Below are 22,905 nucleotides of genomic sequence, written 5' to 3'. Positions count from 1 at the left end.
GTAGACTTCTCCCAAGCCACGCCGCTTGTTGCGGCGTCCGGACCTTCCGTCCAGCCAGGAGGCGTCACGCATGCGCGCAGTGCCTTTGTCTGACAGCAGCACCCTCGAAGAACCGTCCACCGGCGCGGTCGTGCGCGACCTGCGCCGCGTGCCCATCCATCCCGATCATTGGTATCCGCTCGCGTGGTCGCGCGAACTGAAGCGCGGCAAGACGCTCGGCGTGCGCTTCGCCGGCGATCCGATCGTCCTCGTGCGCACCGAATCCGGCGCCGTGTATGCGCTCGAAGATCGTTGCGCGCACCGCCAAGTGCCGCTGCATGCGGGCGTCGTGAGCGGCGAAACGCTGCGCTGCTGCTACCACGGCTGGACCTATGCGTGCGACAGCGGCCGTTGCGTCGACGTGCCCTACCTCGGCCGCGAGCGTTTGCCCAACGGCGTGCGGGCGTACCCGTGCCGCGAGGCGCACGGACTGATCTTCGTGTTCCCCGGCGACGCGACGCTCGCCGACGAACGCCCGTTCCCCGCGCTCGAATCGGCGGACGACCGCGCATTCAAGACGCGCCGCTTCGGCCGCGAGGTCAAGTGCCACTACTCGTTCATGCACGAGAACCTGATGGACATGAACCATCAGTTCCTGCATCGCAAGCAGATGGGGCAGATGCGGGCGCGCGCACTCGGCCGGCGCCGCGGCGACGACTGGGTCGAGGTCGATTACACGTTCGCGCGCATGGAAGGCAAGCAGCCGGTCGGCGAGGCGCTCGTGTTCGGCTCGAGCAAGAAGCCCGGCGACCAGGCCGACAAGAGCGTGATGACGGTCCGCACCGGCTACCCGTACCAGACGCTGCAGATCCGCTCGAGCGAAGGTACACTCGTGATGGACCTGTGGATCGTCTACGTGCCGCTCGATGCGGAACAGCGTACCAACCGCACGTTCGGACTGCTGTCGATCCACAAGCCCGGCATCCCGTTCGCGCTCGATCTCGCGTGGCCGCTGCTCGTCTGGTTCACCGAGCGGATCTTCCGCGAGGATCGCTGGATCGTCGAGCGCGAGCAGGAAGCGCACGACCGGCAGGGCGCCGACTGGAACCACGAGGTGTTTCCGGTCATCAACGAACTGCGCGACCTGCTGCGCCAGTGCGGCGCGCGCACCGTGATCCCGATCCGGGACGCGCGTGACGGCGCGTGATGCGCGCAGCGTGTCCGTTACAGGCTGAACGCGCGCGGCAGCAACGCGCGGGCCGTCGTGACCTCGACGGCCCCTTTCAGGTTGGCCAGGATCACTTCGATGTCGGGCTTGCCGATCTCGATGATCACCTGACGGCACGCGCCGCACGGCGCGATCGGGCCGTCGGTATCGCCGACGACCGCGAGCCGCGTGAAGTCCCCCGGACGATAGCCGGCCGCGATCGCCGCGAACATCGCCGTGCGTTCCGCGCAATTGCATAGTCCGTACGACGCGTTCTCGACGTTGCAGCCGTGAAAAACCGTTCCGTCGCGCGCCTGTAGCGCAGCGCCGACCTTGAAGCGCGAATACGGCGCATACGCGCGTTCGCGTGCCATCTTGGCCTGTTCGATCAGTTCGTCTCGTTCCATCTCGATGGTGCCTCCAGTCGTGGGCGGGGATGCATCGACACGACGCATCCCGGCCGGCACGATACTCCCCCGTCATGTAAGGCGAGCACCGATACCGGCACGTTCCGCCGTGCCGGCATCGGCGCACGGTCAGCCGATCTGCTCGTAAATGGTCGGGTTCGCCTCGCCCGTCTCGCCCAGCACGTAGCTTTGCCGCACCTCGTCCACCGCACGCGCGGCCGCCGCGTCGTCGCGGGCATGCACATAGCCGAGCGGCTGGCCGGCTTCGACACGCTGCCCGATCTCCGCGAGTGCCGTCAGGCCGACACGGTAGTCGATCGCATCCTCCGCGCGCGTGCGGCCGCCGCCGAGCGCGACGACCGCGAGCCCGAGCGCGCGGCAATCGACCCGCTTCACCACGCCGCTCGCGGGCGACGGAACCGGCACGATCACATCCGCCCGCGCAAGATGATGCGCGGGCGCTTCGATCAGGTCCACGGGGCCGCCGAGCGTCGCCACCATTCGCGCGAAGCGTTCCGCCGCCGCGCCCGAGTCGAGCGCCTGCTGCAACATCGTGCGCGCCTGCGCGACGTCGCGCGCCAGCCCGCCGGTGACGAGCAACTGCGCCGACAGCGCCATCGTGACGTCATGCAGGCGCGCCGGTCGCGACTTGCCCGTCAGGTAGTCGATCGCACACGCGACTTCGAGTGCATTGCCCGCGCACGGCGCGAGCGACTGGTTCATGTCGGTCAGGATCGCGGTCGTCTTCATGCCGGCGCCGTTTCCGACGTCGACGATGCTACGTGCCAGCTCGGCCGACTTCTCGGCGGTCGGCATGAACGCGCCGGAGCCGACCTTGACGTCCATCACGAGCCCGTCGAGCCCCGCCGCGAGCTTCTTCGACAGGATCGACGCGGTGATCATCGCGACCGACTCGATGGTCGCCGTCACATCGCGAATCGCATAGATGCGCTTGTCCGCCGGCGCGAGCCGCGCGGTCTGCCCGATGATCGCGACGCCGACGTCACGCACCGTACGACGAAACGTGTCCGTGTCCGGTGTCACGTCGTAGCCGGGGATCGCACTGAGCTTGTCGAGCGTGCCGCCGGTATGGCCGAGCCCGCGCCCCGAGATCATCGGCACATAGCCGCCGCATGCGGCCACCATCGGCCCGAGCATCAGCGACACGACATCGCCGACGCCCCCCGTCGAATGCTTGTCGATCACCGGTCCGCCGAGATCGAGCGCACGCCAGTCGAGCACGTCGCCCGAGTCGCGCTGCGCGATCGTCAGCGCGACACGCTCATCGGTGCTCAGGTCGTTGAAGTACACCGCCATCGCGAACGCCGCCACCTGGCCTTCGGTCACGCTGCCGTCGGTCACGCCGCGCACGAACGCGGCAATCTCGTCGCGATCGAGCGGCTGCCGGTCGCGCTTGCGGCGAATGAACTCCTGCGGCAGAAACATCGTTGCGTCTCCTTGATCGCTCAGTGCAGCGAAAAGAACAGGCCGGCAATCGCGGCACTCATCAGGTTCGACAACGTCGCGGCCGTCAGCGCACGCAAGCCATGCCGCGCGACTTCCGAGCGGCGCTCCGGCGCGACCGCGCTGAAGCCGCCCGCGAGAATGGCGATCGACGAGAAGTTCGCGAAGCCGCACAGCGCGAACGACACGATCGCGAGCGTCTTCGGGTCGAGCACCTGCAGGCCGGCCGCCGCGACGTGCGCGCCGCCCTTCAGATACGGCGACAGGTCGCCGTACGCGACGAACTCGTTGAAGATCAGCTTCTCGCCGATGAAGTTGCCGGCCAGCGCCGCGTCGTGCCACGGCACGCCGATGATCCACGCCAGCGGTGCGAACAGGTGGCCGATGATGCCCAGCAGCGTCACCTTCGGAAAGCCCGCGAACGCGGCCACGCCGCCGACGATGAGGTTCATCAGCGCGATGAGCCCCACGAACGCGATCAGCATCGCGCCGACATTGATCGCGATCCGCAGGCCCACCGACGCGCCGGACGCCGCTGCCTCGATCACGTTGGCGGCCCGCTTGTCGTCGAAATCGAGCCCGTCGACCACGACACGGCTCGGCTCCACGGTCGGGAACAGCAGCTTGCCGAACAGCAGCCCGCCCGGCACCGCCATGAACGATGCAGCGAGCAGGTACTCCATCTTCACGCCGAGACCGGCGTAGCCGACCAGCACCGAGCCCGCGACCGACGCCATGCCGCTCGCCATCACCGTGAAGATCTCGGCGCCCGTCATGTGCCGCACGAACGGCTTCACGAGTGCGGGCATTTCGCTCTGCCCGAGAAAGATCGTCGCGACGGCCGAGCACGCCTCGATGCGGCTCACGCCGAGCACTTTCGCGAGCCCCGCGCCGAGGATCGCGACGATCCACTTCATCACGCCCACGTAATACAGCACCGCGATCAGCGCGGTGACGAAGATGATCATCGGCAGCACGCGCAGGCCGAACACGAACCCACCGTCGCCGAACAACTGGAACATCCGGGCGTCGACCAGCCCGCCGAATACGAACGCAATGCCGTGATTGCCCATGTCGAGCACGCGATTGACGCCGTTCGCGGCCGCCGCGAGCGCCGCGCGGCCCGACGGCACGAACAGCACCAGCGCGCCGATCGCGAACTGCGTGAGCAGCGCGGCGATCAGGGTCCGGCCGCTCACGGCGCGCCGGTTGTTCGACAGCAGATAGGCCACCAGCAGCAGGAACAGCATGCCCAGGAGACTGCGCAGAATATCCACCTCGTACTCCTTTCTCTCGATGTTTATTTGAATGATCGGCAGGCGGCCCGGCACGCCCGTGTAACGCCGTCGGTGGATATTACTCGCCGTCATGCATGACGACAACGCAATCAAAATGGCATGCTCCGTGCGGTCTCGCTTGCGTCGTCTATTTGCTCAGTTCTTCTATGTACCTGGAAATCGGATGGACGTGACGATGCCCGATTCGTCCCATATATTGAGAGAATCGACGGGGGGCCGAGAGGATGTAGGGCCGGCGATGCACGTGACCGGCCGCGTGAACGCGCGCGGGGCGTGCCGTTCGAACAGACACGCCCCGCGCAACGGACGCAGTACGCCGCTCAGCCCGCGCGTTCGACCGGATGTGGCTCGCGCAGTCGGTTCGCGATGCGCGCGGCCTCGTAGTACCCGGCCGCGGGTGGCCGCTTCAGATAGCGGCCCGCGCCGCGCATGGCACGCAGCTCGCCGTCGGCCCATGCGAGCGCACCGCGCGTGAGGGTGTGGGTCGCGACGCCCTGCACCGTCATCCCTTCGAACACGTTGAAATCGACCTGCTGGTGATGGGTCTTCACCGAGATCGTCTTCGTCGCGGACGGGTCCCACACGACCAGATCGGCGTCGGCGCCGACCTGCACCGCCCCCTTGCGCGGATACAGGTTGAAGATCTGCGCGGCGTTCGTCGACGTGATCCGCACGAATTCATTCGGCGTGATGCGGCCATGATTCACGCCGTGATGCCACAGCACCGACATGCGATCCTCGACGCCGCCGCAGCCGTTCGGGATCTTCGTGAAGTCCTCGCGGCCCATCGCCTTCTGCGACGCGCAAAACACGCAGTGATCGGTCGCCGTCGTATGCAGCTGCCCCGCCTGCAGCCCGCGCCACAGCGCCTCGCGATGCTCCGCCGAGCGGAACGGCGGGCTCATCACGTGCGCGGCCGCACGCGTCCAGTCCGGATCGCGATACACCGACTCGTCGATCACCAGGTGTCCCGGCAGCACCTCGCCGAACACGCGCAGCCCTTCGCTGCGCGCGCGCGTGATCGCGTCAACCGCGTCCTTCGCCGACACGTGCACGATATACACGGGCACGCCGAGCACCTGCGCGATGCGGATCGCGCGGTTCGCTGCCTCGCCCTCCACCTCCGGCGGTCGCGACAGCGGATGCGCCTCCGGCCCCGTCATCCCGCGCGCGAGCAGCGCCTGCTGCAGCCGGAACACGAGTTCGCCGTTCTCCGCGTGCACCGTCGGCAGCGCGCCGAGTTCGAGCGAACGCGAGAAACTGTTCACGAGGACCTCGTCATCGGCCATGATCGCATTCTTGTACGCCATGAAGTGCTTGAAGCTCGACACGCCGTGCTCGCGCACGAGCGTGCCCATGTCGCGGTGCACCGATTCGTCCCACCACGTGACGGCCACGTGGAAGCCGTAGTCGGCCGCGGCCTTCTCGGCCCAGCCGCGCCACTCGTGGAACGCGTCCATCAGCGGCTGCTTCGGGCTCGGGATCACGAAGTCGATGATGCTGGTCGTGCCGCCCGACAACCCGGCGGCCGTGCCCGAATAGAAGTCGTCGCTCGCCGTCGTGCCCATGAACGGCAGTTCCATGTGCGTATGCGGATCGATGCCGCCCGGCATCACGTACTGGTCGTGCGCGTCGACCACCGTCGCGCCGGCCGGCGCGTCGATCGTCTCCGCGATCTGCAAGATCGTGCCGCCGTCCTGCGGGTCGGCACACAGTACGTCCGCGCGATAGGTGCGGTCCGCATCGACCACGGTGCCGCCGCGAATCAGGATTGCCATTTGGTTGCCTCCTCGTTGACTGTCGGGTGCCGCATGCGTTCGCGCATCACGCGCTCGCGATCTGCGCGCGCTGTCCGGCGCGCCACTTCATCCAGGTACCGTACACGCCGGACGCCAGCACGAGGCCGACGAACCACGCATACGTGTAGAGCGTGTTGAAGAACGCCGGCACGTTCGGGAACGACGCCGGGAACGCGGTGTGCAGGAAGCCCGGCAGGTTCGGCAGCACGCCGATCGCGAGCGCCGCCAGCGCGGCCGGGTTCCAGCCGCGCGCGTAGCTGAAGTCGCCGCGCTCGTCGAACAGCGCGCGCGTATCGAGCCGCGTGCCGCGAATCAGGAAGTAGTCGACCATCAGGATGCCCGCGACCGGCCCGAGCAAAGCCGAATAACCGACGAGCCAGGTGAAGATGTAACCGTCCGTCGTCGCGAGGATCTTCCACGGCATCATCACGATCGCGAGCGTCGCGGTGATCAGCCCGCCCGTGCGGTACGAGATCGCCTTCGGCCACAGGCTCGAGAAATCGTAAGCAGGACCGACCAGGTTCGCCGCAAGGTTGCAGCACATCGTATCGAGCGTGAGGATCACGAGCGCGATGCCGACCCCGATGCCCGTCATCCGGCTCGTCAGGTCGATCGGATCCCAGATCGCGTTGCCATAGATCACGACGGTAGCCGACGTCACCACGACCGACACCACCGACAGCAGCGCCATCGGCAGCGGCAGCCCGATCGACTGCCCGATCACCTGGTCGCGCTGCGAATGCGCGAAGCGCGTGAAGTCGGGAATATTCAGCGCGAGCGTCGCCCAGAAGCCGACCATCGCGGTCAGGCCCGGCCAGAACGTCGCCCAGAAGAGTCCCGCCTTCTTGCCGCCCGCGACGAACTGCGACGGCGCAGACAACATCGTGCCGAAGCCGCCCGCCTGCGACGTCGCCCACCACACGAGCGCGATGCACATCACGACCTTGATCGGCGCGGACCAGCTCTCGAGCCAGCGGATCGAATCGGTGCCGTGCCAGATGAAGTACAGCTGCAGCGCCCAGAACACGAGGAAGCACGCAAGTTGCCCGAACGAGATGCCGATGAGCGGCAGCGCGGCGCCGTGCAATGCGTTGCCGGTCAGGATGTTCAGCAGCGTATAGATCGCGCTGCCGCCAAGCCAGGTCTGGATGCCGTACCAGCCGCACGCGACGATCGCGCGCAGCAGCGCGGGCAGCTTCGCGCCCTGCGTGCCGAACGACGCGCGCACGAGCACCGCATACGGAATCCCGTGCTTCGCGCCCGCATGGCCGATCAGCAGCATCGGCACGAGCACGATCAGGTTGCCGAACAAAACGGTCAGCACGGCCTGCCACGGCGACATGCCTTCCTGGATCAGTCCGGCCGCAAGCATGTACGACGCGATGTTCATCACCATCCCGACCCACAGCGCCGCGAAGTGATACCAGCGCCACGTGCGCTGTGACGCCGTCGTCGGCGCGAGGTCGTCGTTGTACAGGCTGCCGGCCGGCGCCGCGGCGCTGTCGGGATCGGCGGGAATCGCTGCTGGTTTCATCGGACGCGCTCCACGTAAACGTCAGCGCCGGCATCGTGCGATGCCGGCAGAACAGGACACAAGCAGCGGTGCGGACGATGCCGCGCCGCCGGCCGCCGGTCAGGCCGCCTTCGCATGCTTCGCGGGTTCCGCCGGGCTCGCACCCGCGTCGGCACGCGCCGGGTTGTTCGGATGCGTGGTCCAGTTCGCGTAGTCGCCCGCGTCGACCCGCTCCATCGTGATGCATTGCTCGACCGGACACACATGCATGCAAAGATTGCACCCGACGCACTCCGCGTCCACCACCTCGAAGTGCCGCACGCCGTCCTTCTCGGCCGTGATCGCCTGGTGCGACGTGTCCTCGCACGCGATATGGCACAGCCCGCACTGGATGCAGCGGTCCTGGTCGATACGCGCCTTGATGTCGTACTTCAGGTTCAGATATTTCCAGTCGGTCACGTTCGGCACCGCGCGGCCACGCACGTCGTCGAGGGTCGCGTAGCCCTTCTCGTCCATCCAGTTCGACAACCCGTCGGCGAGGTCCGACACGATCCGGAATCCGTAATGCATCGCGGCGGTGCACACCTGCACGCTGCCGGCGCCGAGCACCATGAACTCGGCCGCGTCGCGCCACGACGAAATCCCGCCGATGCCGGAGATCGGCAGATTCGGCGTTTCCGGGTCGCGCGCGATCTCCGCGACCATGTTCAGCGCGATCGGCTTGACCGCCGGGCCGCAGTAGCCGCCGTGCGTGCCCTTGCCGTCGACGGTGGGCATCGGCGCCATCTGGTCGAGGTCCACCGCGACGATCGAGTTGATCGTGTTGATCAGCGACACGCCGTCCGCGCCGCCCTTGTAGGCGGCACGCGAGCCCATCCGGATGTCGCTGATGTTCGGCGTGAGCTTCACGAGGCAGGGCAACTTCGTGCCTTCCTTGACCCAGCGCGTGACCATCTCGACGTATTCCGGCACCTGTCCGACCGCCGCGCCCATCCCGCGCTCGCTCATCCCGTGCGGACAGCCGAAGTTCAGCTCGACCGCATCGGCGCCCGTATCCTCGACGAGCGGCAGGATCCACTTCCAGTCGCGCTCGTTGCACGGCACCATCAGCGATACGATCAGCGCGCGATCGGGCCAGTCGCGCTTCACCTGCGCGATCTCTTTCAGGTTCACGTCGAGCGGCCGGTCGGTGATCAGCTCGATGTTGTTCAGCCCGGCGATCCGCTGGCCGTTCCACTGCACCGCACCGTAGCGCGAGCTGACGTTGACGACGTGCGGATCGAGCCCGAGCGTCTTCCAGACGACGCCGCCCCAGCCCGCCTCGAACGCGCGATTGACGTTGTACGCCTTGTCGGTCGGCGGCGCGGAGGCCAGCCAGAACGGATTCGGCGAAGTGATGCCTGCGATGGTGCAGCGAAGGTCGGCCATGTTCGGCTCCGTAAAAATGGGGCGTCTATCGTGATTCGCGTGGCGCGCGCAACGCACGCGATGCGCGGGATGCCGTTGCGTATGCCGCGCTCACGCGGCCTTGGCGGCGCGCCGCGCGAGCGCCGCGTCGATCGCCGCCGCCGCGCGCTTGCCGTCCTGCACGGCCTGCACCGTGAGGTCGATGCCGTCCGTCGCCGCGCAATCGCCGCCGGCCCACACGTCGGGCAACGCCGTGCGTCCGTCCGCGTCGACCGCGATGCGCGTGCCGTCCGCCGTCAGCAGCGCGGCCGCGACACCGTCCGGCACCAGCGTCTGGCCGATCGCTTTCAGCACCATGTCCGCGTCGACGGTGAAACGCTCGCCCGACGCGGCCTCGAATTCGACACCCGTCACATGCCCGTCCGCGCCCGCGATACGCACCGGCTTCGCGTGCGTGACGAGCGTGACGCCGCTCTTTTGCGCAAACTCGCGTTCGGCCCAGGTCGCGCTCATCGCGTCCACCCCGCGCCGGTACACCATCGTCACGCGCTCCGAGCCGAGCTTGCGGCTCTGCACGGACGCGTCGATCGCCGTATTGCCGCCGCCGATCACGACCACGCGCCGCCCGACCGGCACGTTCTCCAGCGCGTCGGCCTGCCGCACCTGCTCGATGAAGTCGACCGCGTTCATCACGCCGCTCAATTCCTCGCCGTCGATCGCGAGCGTGCGCACGCCGCCCAGGCCCATCGCGAGAAACACCGCGTCATGCTGCTCACGCAGCGCGTCGAGCGTGACGTCGCGGCCGAGCGCAACGCCCGTCTGCAGCGCGATGCCACCGACCGACAGCAACCACTCGACTTCGCGTTGCGCGAAATCGTCGACCGTCTTGTACGCGGCGATCCCGTATTCGTTCAAGCCGCCCGCCTTCGGCCGCGCGTCGAACAGCGTGACGCGATGCCCGGCGAGCGCGAGCCGGTGCGCGCAAGCGAGCCCGGCCGGCCCCGCGCCGACCACCGAGACATGCCGCCCCGTATCGGGCGCACGCGTAAAGCGCACCGCGCCGCTCGCCATCGCCCAGTCGGTCGCGTGCCGCTGCAGCGCGCCGATCGCGACCGGCTGCGCATCCTGGTGATTGCGCACGCACGCGCCTTCGCACAGGATCTCGGTCGGGCAAACGCGTGCGCACATCCCGCCGAGCGGATTCGCAGACAGGATGTCGCTCGCGGCACCCTTCAGGTTGCCGTTACCGATCTTGCGAATGAAGCTCGGGATGTCGATCTGCGTCGGGCAGGCCTGCACGCACGGCGCGTCGTAGCAGTAGTGGCAGCGGCTGGCGGCGGCCGCGGCGGCAGTCGGATCGAGCAGCGGCGCGATATCTGCGAATTCGCACGAGAGTTGCGTGGACGACAGGCGATGCGCGGCGATATCGCCGGTTGGCTTGGTGGTCATACGCGTTCCTTCGACTGGGTGGAGACAAAGCCGTCCCGGCCGGCTGCGAATGCACAGTCGGGGCGGTCCTGCTTGGGAATGCCACGGTCAGGCGATGAGCGGCCTGCCGGCTGCGCTAGATCCGGTCCGTCATGAAGCCGGCTCGCATGCGCGCGACAGCATCGCGTGCAGCAGCACGTTCGCGCCGGCCTCGATCCATGCGGGCGTCGCGTCCTCGATCTCGTTGTGACTGATGCCGTCGACGCAGGGTACGAACACCATCGACGTCGGCGCAACCTGCGCCAGATAGCACGCGTCATGCCCCGCACCCGACACGATGTCGCGATGTGAGTAGCCGAAGCGATCGGCCGCGCCGCGCACGGCCGCCACGCAGGCCGGATCGAACGCGACGGGCTTGTAGTAGAAAATCTGCTCGAGCGCGGTCTCGAGCCCGATCTCGCCCGCGATGCGCGCCACACCTTCGCGCAATGCAGCATCCATCTTCGCGAGCACCGCGTCGTCCGGATGACGGAAATCGACGGTGAAGAACACGCGGCCGGGAATCACGTTGCGCGAGTTCGGGTGAACCTGCATCATCCCGACCGTCGCGCAGCCGAACGGCGCGTGATCGAGGCCGATCCGGTTCACGAGATCGACCACACGCGATGCGCCGAGCAGCGCGTCGCGGCGGCGCGGCATCGGCGTCGGCCCCGCGTGCGCTTCCTGGCCGGTGAACGTGATCTCGTACCAGCGCTGCCCCTGCGCGTCCGTCACGACGCCGATCGTCTTGCACTCGGCCTCGAGAATCGGCCCCTGCTCGATATGCAGCTCGAACGCCGCATGCAGCTTGCGGCCGCCGCAGGGTACGTCGCCCGCGTAGCCGATGCGCGCGAGTTCCTCGCCGATCGTCTTGCCGTCGACATCCTTGCGCGACAGCCCGTACTCGAGCGGGAACACACCCGCGAACACGCCCGACGCGACCATCGCCGGCGCGAAACGCGAACCTTCCTCGTTGGTCCAGATCACGACCTCGACCGGATGCTCGGTCTCGATGCCGTGATCGTTCAGACTGCGAATCACCTCGAGGCCGCCGAGCACGCCGTAGATGCCGTCGAAGCGGCCGCCCGTCGGCTGCGAATCTGCATGCGAGCCGGTAACGACCGGCGCCGCGTCGGCCACGCGGCCCGCGCGGCGCATGAACACGTTGCCCATCGTATCGACCGTCACCGTGCAGCCGGCGGCTTTCGCCCAGCCGACGATCAGGTCGCGTCCGGCCTTGTCGAGATCGGTCAGCGCGAGGCGGCACACGCCGCCCTTCGGCGTCGCGCCGATCTTCGCGACTTCCATCAGGCTGTCCCACAACCGCTTGCCGTCGACCTTGATCGACGTGTCGAATGCTGCCCGCTTCACTGTTTCCGATACCGCGTTCATTCGTATCGCTCCTGTGGGGTCGGTCATGTTGTCATTCCGGTTGCCGCCGTTGCACGCATTGCCGCTGTCGGGGCAAGCCCGCACCGGCAAGGTGCAGATGCGCATCGTTCGTGTGATTCGTCCGACCGATCGGCGGATTGCCGGCACTGCATTCCGTCGATCATCAAATCCTGTCCGATTGGACAGGTTTTAGACGATCAAAATGCCCAGCGCAATGTCTTTCTTGCGTGAATCGAGCGAGCGAGAAACGTGCCACCGCATTGCAGCATCACGCGCGCCGATGTGGGCGGGCACGTGCGTTCGATGCGAACCAGCGGCTAGAATGAAGCGCAACGCGGCATGCAAGCCGCGCGAGGGTAACGATGAAACATGACGAAGCGGCCGCCGAAGCCACCGGCGACGACGAAACGAACACGCCCTTGCGGCGACGCAAGGCGCACATCCGCGAGTCCAACGAAGCGCATCTGCTGGCCTGTGCGGAAGCCGTGTTCGCGGAGCGCGGGCTCGACGGCGCGAGCACGGCGATGATCGCCGAACGTGCGGGCCTGCCGAAGGCGAACCTGCATTACTACTTCCCGACGAAGCTTGCGCTGTACCGTCGCGTGCTCGACGACCTGTTCGAGGACTGGCATCGCGCGGCAGGTTCGTTCGAGGCCGGCGACGATCCGGTGGAAGCGATCGGCGGCTACGTGCGCGCGAAGATGGATCTGTCGCGACGACGCCCGCTCGGCTCGAAAGTGTGGGCCAACGAGATCATCCACGGTGCCGCGCACATGCAGGACATCCTGTCGGAACGCGTGAAGCCCTGGTTCGACACGCGCGTGAAGGTGATCGAGGGCTGGATCGCGCGCGGGCTGCTCGCGCCGATCGATGCACACGCGTTGATGTACCTGATCTGGGCGACGACGCAGCACTATGCGGATTTCGATGCGCAGATCCGCGCGCTGAGCGGCAAGCGTGCGTTCACGCAGAAGGCGTTCGTCGAGAAGACCGAGCAGGTCGTGCAGCTCGTGATTCGTGCGTGCGGGGCCGTGTCGCCGGAGGCGAACGCGTAACGCGATCGCGCGCGCACCGGAAAGCGAAACGTGCGACGGGCACGATGCCCGCCGCCCGCGTCGCGAGACGGCATGGATGCCGTCTCGCGCGTGATACATCAATGCGTTCGCGTTACGCGACCCGCTCGATCGCGATCGCCGTCGCCTCGCCCCCGCCGATGCACAGCGACGCGACGCCGCGCTTCAGGCCGTGCGTTTCGAGCGCGGCCAGCAGCGTCACCATCACGCGTGCGCCCGATGCGCCGATCGGATGGCCGAGCGCACACGCGCCGCCGTGCACGTTGACCTTGTCGTGCGGCAGGTCGAGATCGCGCATCGCGGCCATCGCGACCACCGCGAACGCTTCGTTGATCTCGAACAGGTCGACGTCGCGCAGGTTCCAGCCGGTCTTCTCCGACAGCTTGCGGATCGCGCCGATCGGTGCCGTCGCGAACAGGCCCGGCTTGTTCGCGTAGGTCGAATGCCCGACGATCACTGCCTTCGGCGCGAGGCCGAGCCGATCCGCTTCCGAGCGACGCATCATCACGAGCGCGGCCGCGCCGTCGGAAATCGACGACGAATTGGCCGCCGTCACCGTGCCGCCTTCTCGGAATGCCGGCTTGAGCGTCGGAATCTTGTCGAGCTTCGCTTTGCCCGGTTGCTCGTCGATCGACACGACGGCTTCCGTCTTGCCGGCCTTCACGGTCACCGGCGCGATCTCCGACACGAAGCGTCCTTCTGCAATCGCACGCTGCGCGCGCGTCAGCGATGCGATCGCGAACGCGTCCTGCTCCTCGCGCGTGAACTGATATGCCTGCGCGCAATCCTCCGCGAACGTGCCCATCAGCCGGCCCTTGTCGTACGCGTCCTCGAGCCCGTCGAGGAACATGTGATCGAGCACCTGGCCATGCCCCATGCGCATCCCCGCGCGCGCCTTCGGCAGCAGGTACGGCGCATTCGTCATGCTCTCCATCCCGCCCGCGACGGCCACGTCCGCCGATCCGGCCAGCAGCAGGTCGTGCACGAACATCGCGGCCTTCATCCCGGAGCCGCACATCTTGTTGACCGTGGTCGCGCCCGCCGCCAGCGGCAAGCCCGCCTTCAGCGCGGCCTGCCGCGCCGGTGCCTGACCCTGGCCGGCCGGCAGCACGCAGCCGAACACGATTTCATCGATGCGCTCGGCGGGCACGTTCGCGCGTTCGAGCGCCGCACGAATCGCCGCCGCGCCAAGCTCGCTCGCGCTGGCCGCGGCCAGGTCGCCCTGAAAACCACCCATCGGCGTGCGCGCCGCGCCAACGATTACGATCGGATCCTGTGTCGTCATGATTGCATTCCTCCAGTGTCAGCGCGGTGCCATGCGCAGCGCGCCATCGAGACGGATGACTTCGCCGTTCAGCATCGTATTCTCGGCGACGTGGCGCACCAGCGCCGCAAATTCTTCCGGGCGGCCGAGCCGCGGCGGGAACGGCACGCTCTTGCCGAGCGCGTCCTGCACGTCCTGCGGCATGCCGGCCATCATCGGCGTCGCGAAGATGCCCGGCGCGATCGTCACCACGCGAATGCCGAACCGCGCGAGTTCGCGCGCGATCGGCAGCGTCATGCCCACCACGCCGCTCTTCGATGCCGCATACGCGGCCTGCCCGATCTGTCCGTCGAACGCCGCGACCGACGCGGTGTTGACGATCACGCCGCGTTCGCCTTCCGCGTCGGCGTCCTGCTTCGACATCGCTTCCGCCGCCAGCCGGATCATGTTGAACGTACCGACCAGGTTGATCGACACCGCACGCGCGAAACGGTCGAGCGAATGCGGGCCTTCGCGGCCGACGACCTTCTCGCCCGGCGCGACGCCCGCGCAGTTCACGAGCGCATCGATGCGGCCGAACGCGTCGCGCGCGGCAGCAACGGCGGCCTGCCCGTCGGCTTCGCTCGTCACGTCGGTCTTCACGAAGCGTGCGGACGTACCTAGTTCGTGCGCGAGGCTCGCGCCGGCGTCTTCATTGACGTCCAGCAGTACGGCCTTGCCGCCTTCGGCGACCACCATGCGCGCCACCGCCGCGCCGAGGCCCGAACCGGCACCCGTAATCAGAAAAACGCGATCCTTGATGTTCATTCGCAGTCCATAGTCAATATTCAGGATTGAGCGGTCTTCTCGGCTTCCAGCTTGCGCAGCATGAAGCGCTGAATCTTGCCGCTCGGGGTTTTCGGCAGCGCGTCGACGAAGTCGATCGCGCGAGGATAGGCGTGTGCCGACAGCCGCCGCTTCACGTGCTGGCTCAGTTCTTCGGCCAGCGCCGGTGTGCCGTCGAAGTCTTTCGACAGCACGACGAACGCCTTGACGATCTCGGTGCGCTCCGGGTCCTGCACGCCGATCACCGCGGCCTCGCTGACGGCCGGATGCTCGATCAGCGCGCTTTCCACGTCGAACGGACCGATCCGGTAACCGGACGATGTGATCACGTCGTCCGCGCGGCCGATAAAGCTCACGGTGCCGTCCGGCTCGAGTTCGACGTTGTCGCCGGTGCGGTAATAGCCGCCCGCGATCGCCGGCGTGTCTTGCTGCCAGTAACCATCGAACCACAGCAGCGGCGAGCGCGCGATGTCGATCGCGAGGATGCCGGGCTCGCCGGGGCCGAGTTCGCGGCCGGCTTCGTCGAGCACCGCGACGCGATAGCCGGGCATCGCGAAACCCGCCGAGCCGGCATGGACGACGTGCGCGAGCCCGTGATGATTGTTCACGACCATCCCGAGTTCGGTCTGGCCGTAGTGGTCGTAGATCGGCGCGCCGAGCGCCGCGTGGAACCAGCGCACGACTTCCGGATTCAGCGGTTCACCCGCGCTGCTGACAACCCGCAGTTGCCCCTTCAGGCGCGCGGCCGCGTCGGTGCCGGCCGCCATCAGCATCCGGAACGCGGTCGGCGAACCAGCGAGGCTCGTGATGCCGAGCCGTTCGATCACGTCGTAGGTACTGTCGACCGTGAAAGCGCCCTCGTACAACGTCGTTGCATGGCCGAGCAGCAGCGGGCCCGTGATCGCGTAATAGAGGCCGTATGCCCAGCCCGGATCGGCGATGTTCCAGAAGCGGTCACTGGCGCGCAAGTCCACCGCGTCGCGCATGTACGCGCCGAACGCGAGCAGCGCGCGCACCGGCACCGGCACGCCCTTCGGCAAACCCGTCGTGCCCGACGTCGACATCATCATGAACAGGTCGGTGCCCTTGCGCGGGACCGGTTCAAATACGTCGCACTGCGCGTCGAGTGCCGCTCGGAAATCGATGTCGCGCGCCGGCAGCACGTCGCCCGACTCGCGCACCGTCGCGACCCGCGGGCAATCGACGATCTCGTCGAGCTTCGCGCGATTCGCGATGTTGGTGACGACCAGCCGCGCATCGCTCATGCGCAACCGGTGCTCGATCGCCTTCGGCCCAAACGCGGTGAAGAGCGGCTGATAGACGGCGCCCGCGCGCCACGTGCCGAGGATCGTCGCGACGAGTTCGGGCGTGCGCGGCAACAGGCCGGCAACCACGTCACCCGGCTTCACGCCCTGCTCGACCAGCAGGTTTGCGACCCGCGCAGACAGCGCCTGCATCTGCGCGAACGTGAAGCTGCAGTGCCGGCCGCCGACGTCGATCCAGTCGAGTGCGATCGCATTCGCGTCCGCCGCCGCATGCCGGTCGCAGCATTCGACGCAGGCGTTCAGGCCCTGCTCCAGGTCGCCGTGCAGATATGCGGCGGCGGTCTCGATACGGAAGCCGGCCACGGCGTCGGCGTAAGCCGGCACCACCCGGGTGGTTGCTCCATCACGCATGCGTGTCTCCTGTTCGTTATGTCCGCCGGCGAACCGGGGGTATATCGATGATGGTAGACAGCCGTCACATTGCAATCAATGACAAACAGAATCTAGAATCGTGATCGCTTTTGCCATGTCTGGAGGACATGAAAAATGGGGCCGCAGATGATCTCGCCGGATTTCGTCGAGGACGCGCTCGAGAGCCTGCGCCGGCAGCAGATTCCGACCGAGCCCGTGCTGCGCGTTGCCGGCCTGCCGGCCACCGTGCGCGAGCCCGTCACGCCACAACAGTACGGTCGCCTGTGGCTGGCGATCGCCAACGCGATCGACGACGAATTCTTCGGGCTCGCGGCCCGCCCGATGCGGCGCGGCAGCTTCACGCTGCTGTGCCACGCCGTGTTGCACGCGGGCACGCTCGAGAAGGCGCTGCGGCGTGCGCTGCAGTTCCTGCGCGTGGTGCTCGACGAACCGCGTGGCGAGCTCGTGGTCGCCGACGGCCAGGCGCAGATCGTCCTCACGCAGGCGGGCGCACCGTATTCGGCGTTCGCGTACCGGACGTTCTGGCTGATCCTGCTCGGCGTCGCCTGCTGGCTGATCGGCCGACGCATTCCGCTGCAGCGCATCGATTTCGCGTGCCCGAGCCCCGACCAGCGCAGCGACTACCACCAGTTCTTCGGCGTGCCCGTGCATTTTGACCGCCCGGACAGCCGGCTCGCGTTCAACGCCGCGTACCTCGCGCTGCCGACGATCCGCTCCGCGCAGGCGCTGAAACCCTTCCTGCGCGGCACGCCCGGCAACCTGCTCGTGCGCTATCGGCACGACACCGGCTGGGTGGCGAAAACGCGTGCGCATCTCAAGGCGCAACCGGCCGCCGAGTGGCCGGACTTCGACACGCTGGCCGTGCGCCTCGGCACGACGCCTGCGACGCTGCGGCGACGGTTGCGCAGCGAGGGGCAGAGCTTCGCGTCGATCAAGGACGAGCTGCGCGGTGCGCTGGCCCAGTCGCTGCTGCGCGGGCACACGCTCAGCGTCGCGGAAATCGCGGCGGAACTCGGTTTTACGGAGCCCAGCGCGTTTCATCGCGCGTTCCGGAAATGGACCGGGACGAGCCCGGGCGCATTTCGGCGGGATGTCAATGCGGCGCAGGCGGAGCATTGAATTGCGGCGCGGGCGCGTCCTCACTCTGCGCTGCAGTGGATGACACCGGCAGAATTCGCCCGCCAGTGCACCGATCGGGCCGATTTGGCCCGCCCCGAAGAGTGACCCTAGCCTGACCTGCCCCCTACAAACAGGGCCAGCCGGAGTCTAGTAAAGTTCGTTTTCGGAGAAGAAGACGGACATGAAGAAGCGCTTTACGGAACAGCAAATCATCGGGTTTCTGAAGGAAGCCGAAGCCGGTATGGCGGTCAAGGAACTGTGCAGGAAGTACGGGTTCAGTGACGCGTCGTTCTACACCTGGCGCGCGAAGTTCGGCGGCATGGAAGTCTCGGAAGCCCGCCGGCTCAAGGACCTTGAGGTGGAGAATGCCCGGCTGAAGAAGCTGCTGGCCGAAGCAATGCTCGATATGGAAGCGTTGAAGGTCGTCGTCAAGGGAAAGCCCTGAGCCCGCAAGCCAAACGCGAAGCAGTGTCGGCGATTCGGGAGAAGGTCAATATCTCTGAGCGCCGCGCCTGCCGGCTTGTCGGGCTTTCTCGCAGCGTGCTGCATTACGACGCGAAGCCGGACCACGAGAATGAGCTGCTAGCGGCGCGTCTGGTGGAATTGGCACACGAACGTCGTCGATTCGGCTACCGTCGACTGCACGCCCTGGTGGAGCGCGAAGGCACGCACGCCAATCACAAGCGCATCTATCGCCTGTACCGTGAGGCAGGGCTGGCTGTGCGGCGCCGTCGCAAGCGCCATGGCGTCATGATTGAGCGCGAGCAACTGGCATTGCCGGGCGCGCCCAACGAGGTGTGGTCAATCGATTTCGTGATGGATGCGCTTTCCAACGGCCGTCGCGTGAAGTGCCTGACCGTCGTCGACGACTTCACGAAAGAGGCTGTCGACATCGTCGTCGACCATGGCATCTCAGGCTTGTATGTCGCTCGGGCATTGGACCGTGCAGCTCGCTTCCGTGGCTATCCCAAGGCGGTGCGAACAGACCAGGGACCCGAATTCACGAGCCGCGCGCTTGACCAGTGGGCATATGCGAACGGCGTCACGCTGAAGTTGATTCAGGCGGGCAAGCCAACGCAAAATGCGTACATCGAATCGTTCAACGGCAAGTTCCGCGACGAATGCCTTAACGAGCACTGGTTCACGACGCTCGCGCACGCTCGGGCTGTCATCGCGGCATGGCGTCAGGACTACAACGAGCAAAGGCCGCACAGCGCACTGAACTACCTTGCGCCGTCAGAGTTTGCGGCGAAACACCGGGCAACCGCGGATGCTCCTGCCGCTTTCCAGGAGCTGGTTTAACAGGACTTTGCTAGAAACCCATTGGCCCTATTGAAGGGGGCAGGTCAGTCACGGCGCGGGCGTGACAACGGAATCGACTGCAATCCGGCTAAGTTTATTGGGGTGGGTTGCCGCGGGATCTGCCGGTCCGAGACAGCATGCAGCTTGCAAGACGGAGACGGCTATCTGCCATCTCGCGTATTTTCGCTGTTCAAATGCAAAAACCCCCGCCTTTTGGGCGGGGGTTCTTGGCTTAGGGAGCCTGACGATTACCTACTTTCACACGGGAATCCGCACTATCATCGGCGTAGAGTCGTTTCACGGTCCTGTTCGGGATGGGAAGGGGTGGGACCGACTCGCTATGGTCATCAGGCAAAGAGGGTTGTTCTGCTGGCGTGGCCAACAGAATCAATCTTGGAAGAAGCAGTAATTTCGTTGGGTTGTGAGGTTGTATCTCACACATACGCGGTAGTTCAACCGCTGTACGTCGAGTGCCTTGCACTCGACGTTCGACATTCGTAAAGCGCTGAAGCGCTAACGACTGTCGAAACAGACTTGTTATAGGATCAAGCCTTACGGGCAATTAGTATCAGTTAGCTGAACGCATTACTGCGCTTACACACCTGACCTATCAACGTCCTGGTCTCGAACGACCCTTCAAGGGGATCTAGTCCCCAGGGATATCTCATCTTAAGGCGAGTTTCCCGCTTAGATGCTTTCAGCGGTTATCTCTTCCGAACATAGCTACCCGGCGATGCCACTGGCGTGACAACCGGTACACCAGAGGTTCGTCCACTCCGGTCCTCTCGTACTAGGAGCAGCCCCCTTCAAATATCCAACGCCCACGGCAGATAGGGACCAAACTGTCTCACGACGTTTTAAACCCAGCTCACGTACCTCTTTAAATGGCGAACAGCCATACCCTTGGGACCGGCTACAGCCCCAGGATGAGATGAGCCGACATCGAGGTGCCAAACACCGCCGTCGATATGAACTCTTGGGCGGTATCAGCCTGTTATCCCCAGAGTACCTTTTATCCGTTGAGCGATGGCCCTTCCATACAGAACCACCGGATCACTATGACCTGCTTTCGCACCTGCTCGACTTGTCGGTCTCGCAGTTAAGCACGCTTATGCCATTGCACTATCAGCACGATTTCCGACCGTACCTAGCGTACCTTCGTACTCCTCCGTTACGCTTTGGGAGGAGACCGCCCCAGTCAAACTGCCTACCATGCACTGTCCCCGACCCGGATCACGGGCCAAGGTTAGAACCTCAAACAAACCAGGGTGGTATTTCAAGGACGGCTCCACCGAAACTAGCGTTCCGGTTTCATAGCCTCCCACCTATCCTACACAGATCGGTTCAAAGTCCAATGCAAAGCTACAGTAAAGGTTCATGGGGTCTTTCCGTCTAGCCGCGGGTAGATTGCATCATCACAAACACTTCAACTTCGCTGAGTCTCGGGAGGAGACAGTGTGGCCATCGTTACGCCATTCGTGCAGGTCGGAACTTACCCGACAAGGAATTTCGCTACCTTAGGACCGTTATAGTTACGGCCGCCGTTTACCGGGACTTCAATCAAGAGCTTGCACCCCATCATTTAATCTTCCGGCACCGGGCAGGCGTCACACCCTATACGTCCACTTTCGTGTTTGCAGAGTGCTGTGTTTTTATTAAACAGTCGCAGCCACCAGTTTATTGCAACCCCTTCACCCTCCTGGCGCAGGCCAGTCAAGCTACAAGGGCGTACCTTATCCCGAAGTTACGGTACCAATTTGCCGAGTTCCTTCTCCCGAGTTCTCTCAAGCGCCTTAGAATACTCATCTCGCCCACCTGTGTCGGTTTGCGGTACGGTCATCGTTAGACTGAAGCTTAGAGGCTTTTCTTGGAACCACTTCCAATTGCTTCGCTCCCGAAGAAGCTCGCGCCACACCCTTGAATTACGCACCCGGATTTGCCTAAGTGCCTTCTCCAATGCAGCGACCGGGACTTCCAACACCCGGACAACCTTCCGCGATCCGTCCCCCCATCGCATCTAACAATGGTGCAGGAATATTGACCTGCTTCCCATCAGCTACGCATTTCTGCCTCGCCTTAGGGGCCGACTCACCCTACGCCGATGAACGTTGCGTAGGAAACCTTGGGCTTACGGCGAGGGGGCCTTTCACCCCCTTTATCGCTACTCATGTCAGCATTCGCACTTCCGATACCTCCAGCACCCTTTACAAGGCACCTTCGCAGGCTTACGGAACGCTCTCCTACCATGCGTGCAAAGCACGCATCCGCAGCTTCGGTATATAGCTTAGCCCCGTTACATCTTCCGCGCAGGACGACTCGATCAGTGAGCTATTACGCTTTCTTTAAAGGGTGGCTGCTTCTAAGCCAACCTCCTGACTGTTTTAGCCTTCCCACTTCGTTTCCCACTTAGCTATATTTGGGGACCTTAGCTGGCGGTCTGGGTTGTTTCCCTCTTGACACCGGACGTTAGCACCCGATGTCTGTCTCCCGTGATTGCACTCTTCGGTATTCGGAGTTTGCTATGGCGGGGTAATCTGCAATAGACCCCCCAACCATGACAGTGCTCTACCCCCGAAGGTGAGACACGAGGCACTACCTAAATAGTTTTCGGAGAGAACCAGCTATTTCCAAGTTTGTTTAGCCTTTCACCCCTATCCACAGCTCATCCCCTAACTTTTCAACGTTAGTGGGTTCGGACCTCCAGTACGTGTTACCGCACCTTCATCCTGGCCATGGATAGATCACTTGGTTTCGGGTCTACGCCCAGCAACTGAACGCCCTATTCGGACTCGCTTTCGCTACGCCTGCCCTATACGGTTAAGCTTGCTACTGAACGTAAGTCGCTGACCCATTATACAAAAGGTACGCCGTCACCCCTTACGAGGCTCCGACTGTTTGTATGCATGCGGTTTCAGGATCTATTTCACTCCCCTCCCGGGGTTCTTTTCGCCTTTCCCTCACGGTACTGGTTCACTATCGGTCGATCACGAGTATTTAGCCTTGGAGGATGGTCCCCCCATCTTCAGACAGGATTTCACGTGTCCCGCCCTACTTGTCGCACACCTAGTTCTTTCATACTGTTTTCGCCTACAGGGCTATCACCTGCTATGGCCGCACTTTCCAGAGCGTTCGGCTAACAATACAAATAAAGAGTGCAAGGCTCATCCCATTTCGCTCGCCACTACTTTGGGAATCTCGGTTGATTTCTTTTCCTGCGGTTACTTAGATGTTTCAGTTCACCGCGTTCGCTTCACATGACCTATGTATTCAGTCATGGATACTCCAAAAGGAGTGGGTTTCCCCATTCGGACATCTACGGATCAAAGCTCGTTTGCCAGCTCCCCGTAGCTTTTCGCAGGCTACCGCGTCCTTCATCGCCTGTGATCGCCAAGGCATCCACCACATGCACTTGTTCGCTTGACCCTATAACGAGTCTGTCTCGTTACAGGTTGAGTTCTCGCGTTGTGCCGTATTCCAAAATCGAGCCGAACATAGAGTTCGAATCATCTTGAGATACATCGATACAATCACAACCCGGATAGTTTCCACGTCCATCTCAAGACGCTTCCGCTATCCAAATTACTTACTTCTTCCAGATTGTTAAAGAACGACAGCCGATACATACTACGTATCCTCTGACTGGCTCAATCGCCAATGCAAAATTCTCGGTTCAGTGTCTGAACCAAGCCCTT

15 protein-coding genes and 2 rRNA genes are annotated in these 22,905 nt (G+C 64.8%); 4 read left to right on the top strand and 13 right to left on the bottom strand.

The window, feature by feature from the left end; all coding sequences use genetic code 11:
- Positions 1–70: 70 nt before the first annotated feature.
- Positions 71–1,186, top strand: coding sequence for an aromatic ring-hydroxylating oxygenase subunit alpha (locus WS66_RS33240; protein WP_059606043.1), 1,116 nt, complete (start codon positions 71–73; stop codon positions 1,184–1,186).
- A 17-nt stretch (positions 1,187–1,203) separates the two neighbouring features.
- On the opposite strand, the gene cdd is transcribed toward WS66_RS33240, so the two are convergent.
- The 8 genes from cdd to WS66_RS33200 all read right to left on the bottom strand — a co-directional run bounded on the left by cdd (position 1,204) and on the right by WS66_RS33200 (position 11,933).
- Complete coding sequence (cdd, locus tag WS66_RS33235) at positions 1,204–1,593, bottom strand: cytidine deaminase (RefSeq protein WP_059606040.1); 390 nt, start codon at positions 1,591–1,593, stop codon at positions 1,204–1,206.
- A gap of 129 nt (positions 1,594–1,722) precedes the next feature.
- A complete protein-coding gene (gene deoA / locus WS66_RS33230) occupies positions 1,723–3,039 on the bottom strand; it encodes a thymidine phosphorylase (RefSeq protein WP_059606037.1) in 1,317 nt (438 codons plus the stop codon).
- A 20-nt stretch (positions 3,040–3,059) separates the two neighbouring features.
- Complete coding sequence (locus WS66_RS33225) at positions 3,060–4,334, bottom strand: NupC/NupG family nucleoside CNT transporter (protein WP_059606035.1); 1,275 nt, start codon at positions 4,332–4,334, stop codon at positions 3,060–3,062.
- 341 nt (positions 4,335–4,675) lie between these two features.
- Positions 4,676–6,133, bottom strand: coding sequence for a dihydropyrimidinase (hydA, locus tag WS66_RS33220; protein ID WP_059606032.1), 1,458 nt, complete (start codon positions 6,131–6,133; stop codon positions 4,676–4,678).
- 46 nt (positions 6,134–6,179) lie between these two features.
- Positions 6,180–7,688, bottom strand: coding sequence for an NCS1 family nucleobase:cation symporter-1 (locus WS66_RS33215; RefSeq protein WP_059606029.1), 1,509 nt, complete (start codon positions 7,686–7,688; stop codon positions 6,180–6,182).
- Between the two features lie 99 nt (positions 7,689–7,787).
- Positions 7,788–9,095, bottom strand: a complete 1,308-nt coding sequence (gene preA / locus WS66_RS33210; RefSeq protein ID WP_059606025.1) for an NAD-dependent dihydropyrimidine dehydrogenase subunit PreA — start codon at positions 9,093–9,095, stop codon at positions 7,788–7,790.
- A 90-nt stretch (positions 9,096–9,185) separates the two neighbouring features.
- Positions 9,186–10,523: an NAD(P)-dependent oxidoreductase gene (locus WS66_RS33205; protein WP_059606023.1), complete on the bottom strand. Its 1,338-nt coding sequence runs from the start codon at positions 10,521–10,523 to the stop codon at positions 9,186–9,188.
- A 129-nt stretch (positions 10,524–10,652) separates the two neighbouring features.
- Positions 10,653–11,933 (bottom strand): Zn-dependent hydrolase, encoded by a 1,281-nt coding sequence (locus WS66_RS33200; RefSeq protein WP_059606020.1) that lies wholly within the window; start codon positions 11,931–11,933, stop codon positions 10,653–10,655.
- Between the two features lie 362 nt (positions 11,934–12,295).
- Here WS66_RS33200 and WS66_RS33190 point away from each other — a divergent pair, with 362 nt between their 5' ends.
- Positions 12,296–12,988, top strand: coding sequence for a TetR/AcrR family transcriptional regulator (locus tag WS66_RS33190; protein WP_059606017.1), 693 nt, complete (start codon positions 12,296–12,298; stop codon positions 12,986–12,988).
- A gap of 112 nt (positions 12,989–13,100) precedes the next feature.
- On the opposite strand, the gene WS66_RS33185 is transcribed toward WS66_RS33190, so the two are convergent.
- Genes WS66_RS33185 through WS66_RS33175 form a run of 3 tightly spaced genes read right to left on the bottom strand, consistent with a single transcriptional unit; the run spans position 13,101 to position 16,771 of the window.
- Positions 13,101–14,291, bottom strand: a complete 1,191-nt coding sequence (locus tag WS66_RS33185; protein WP_059606014.1) for an acetyl-CoA C-acetyltransferase — start codon at positions 14,289–14,291, stop codon at positions 13,101–13,103.
- 18 nt (positions 14,292–14,309) lie between these two features.
- Positions 14,310–15,077, bottom strand: coding sequence for a 3-hydroxyacyl-CoA dehydrogenase (locus WS66_RS33180; protein ID WP_059606011.1), 768 nt, complete (start codon positions 15,075–15,077; stop codon positions 14,310–14,312).
- 20 nt (positions 15,078–15,097) lie between these two features.
- On the bottom strand, positions 15,098–16,771 hold the full coding sequence (locus WS66_RS33175) for an acyl-CoA synthetase (RefSeq protein ID WP_059606008.1): 1,674 nt from the start codon (positions 16,769–16,771) through the stop codon (positions 15,098–15,100).
- 135 nt (positions 16,772–16,906) lie between these two features.
- Here WS66_RS33175 and WS66_RS33165 point away from each other — a divergent pair, with 135 nt between their 5' ends.
- Complete coding sequence (locus WS66_RS33165) at positions 16,907–17,911, top strand: AraC family transcriptional regulator (RefSeq protein WP_059606005.1); 1,005 nt, start codon at positions 16,907–16,909, stop codon at positions 17,909–17,911.
- 181 nt (positions 17,912–18,092) lie between these two features.
- Positions 18,093–19,213, top strand: a protein-coding gene (locus tag WS66_RS33160; protein ID WP_108064606.1) for an IS3-like element IS407 family transposase whose coding sequence is annotated in 2 segments (ribosomal slippage) — positions 18,093–18,351 and positions 18,351–19,213 — 1,122 coding nt in all. Because the reading frame shifts where the segments join, the coding sequence is not laid out codon by codon here.
- A gap of 239 nt (positions 19,214–19,452) precedes the next feature.
- Here WS66_RS33160 and rrf read toward each other — a convergent pair.
- Together rrf and WS66_RS33145 are read right to left on the bottom strand one after the other, a co-directional pair.
- Positions 19,453–19,565 (bottom strand): 5S ribosomal RNA (gene rrf / locus WS66_RS33155).
- 189 nt (positions 19,566–19,754) lie between these two features.
- Positions 19,755–22,636 (bottom strand): 23S ribosomal RNA (locus WS66_RS33145).
- Positions 22,637–22,905 lie beyond the last annotated feature (269 nt).

The organism is Burkholderia sp. LA-2-3-30-S1-D2 (genome assembly GCF_001523915.2).
GTDB classification, from domain to species: Bacteria; Pseudomonadota; Gammaproteobacteria; order Burkholderiales; family Burkholderiaceae; genus Burkholderia; species Burkholderia diffusa.
This window is presented reverse-complemented; position numbering and strand designations above follow the sequence as displayed.

Excerpts from the sequence above, each read along its gene's own strand:
- WS66_RS33205 (WP_059606023.1), bottom strand. The coding sequence starts at position 10,523 with ATGACCACCAAGCCAACCGGCGATATCGCCGCGCATCGCCTGTCGTCC.
- WS66_RS33185 (WP_059606014.1), bottom strand. The coding sequence starts at position 14,291 with ATGACGACACAGGATCCGATCGTAATCGTTGGCGCGGCGCGCACGCCG.
- WS66_RS33240 (WP_059606043.1), top strand. The coding sequence starts at position 71 with ATGCGCGCAGTGCCTTTGTCTGACAGCAGCACCCTCGAAGAACCGTCC.
- WS66_RS33175 (WP_059606008.1), bottom strand. The coding sequence starts at position 16,771 with ATGCGTGATGGAGCAACCACCCGGGTGGTGCCGGCTTACGCCGACGCC.
- hydA (WP_059606032.1), bottom strand. The coding sequence starts at position 6,133 with ATGGCAATCCTGATTCGCGGCGGCACCGTGGTCGATGCGGACCGCACC.
- cdd (WP_059606040.1), bottom strand. The coding sequence starts at position 1,593 with ATGGAACGAGACGAACTGATCGAACAGGCCAAGATGGCACGCGAACGC.
- WS66_RS33190 (WP_059606017.1), top strand. The coding sequence starts at position 12,296 with ATGAAACATGACGAAGCGGCCGCCGAAGCCACCGGCGACGACGAAACG.
- deoA (WP_059606037.1), bottom strand. The coding sequence starts at position 3,039 with ATGTTTCTGCCGCAGGAGTTCATTCGCCGCAAGCGCGACCGGCAGCCG.
- preA (WP_059606025.1), bottom strand. The coding sequence starts at position 9,095 with ATGGCCGACCTTCGCTGCACCATCGCAGGCATCACTTCGCCGAATCCG.
- WS66_RS33200 (WP_059606020.1), bottom strand. The coding sequence starts at position 11,933 with ATGAACGCGGTATCGGAAACAGTGAAGCGGGCAGCATTCGACACGTCG.
- WS66_RS33215 (WP_059606029.1), bottom strand. The coding sequence starts at position 7,688 with ATGAAACCAGCAGCGATTCCCGCCGATCCCGACAGCGCCGCGGCGCCG.
- WS66_RS33180 (WP_059606011.1), bottom strand. The coding sequence starts at position 15,077 with ATGAACATCAAGGATCGCGTTTTTCTGATTACGGGTGCCGGTTCGGGC.
- WS66_RS33165 (WP_059606005.1), top strand. The coding sequence starts at position 16,907 with ATGGGGCCGCAGATGATCTCGCCGGATTTCGTCGAGGACGCGCTCGAG.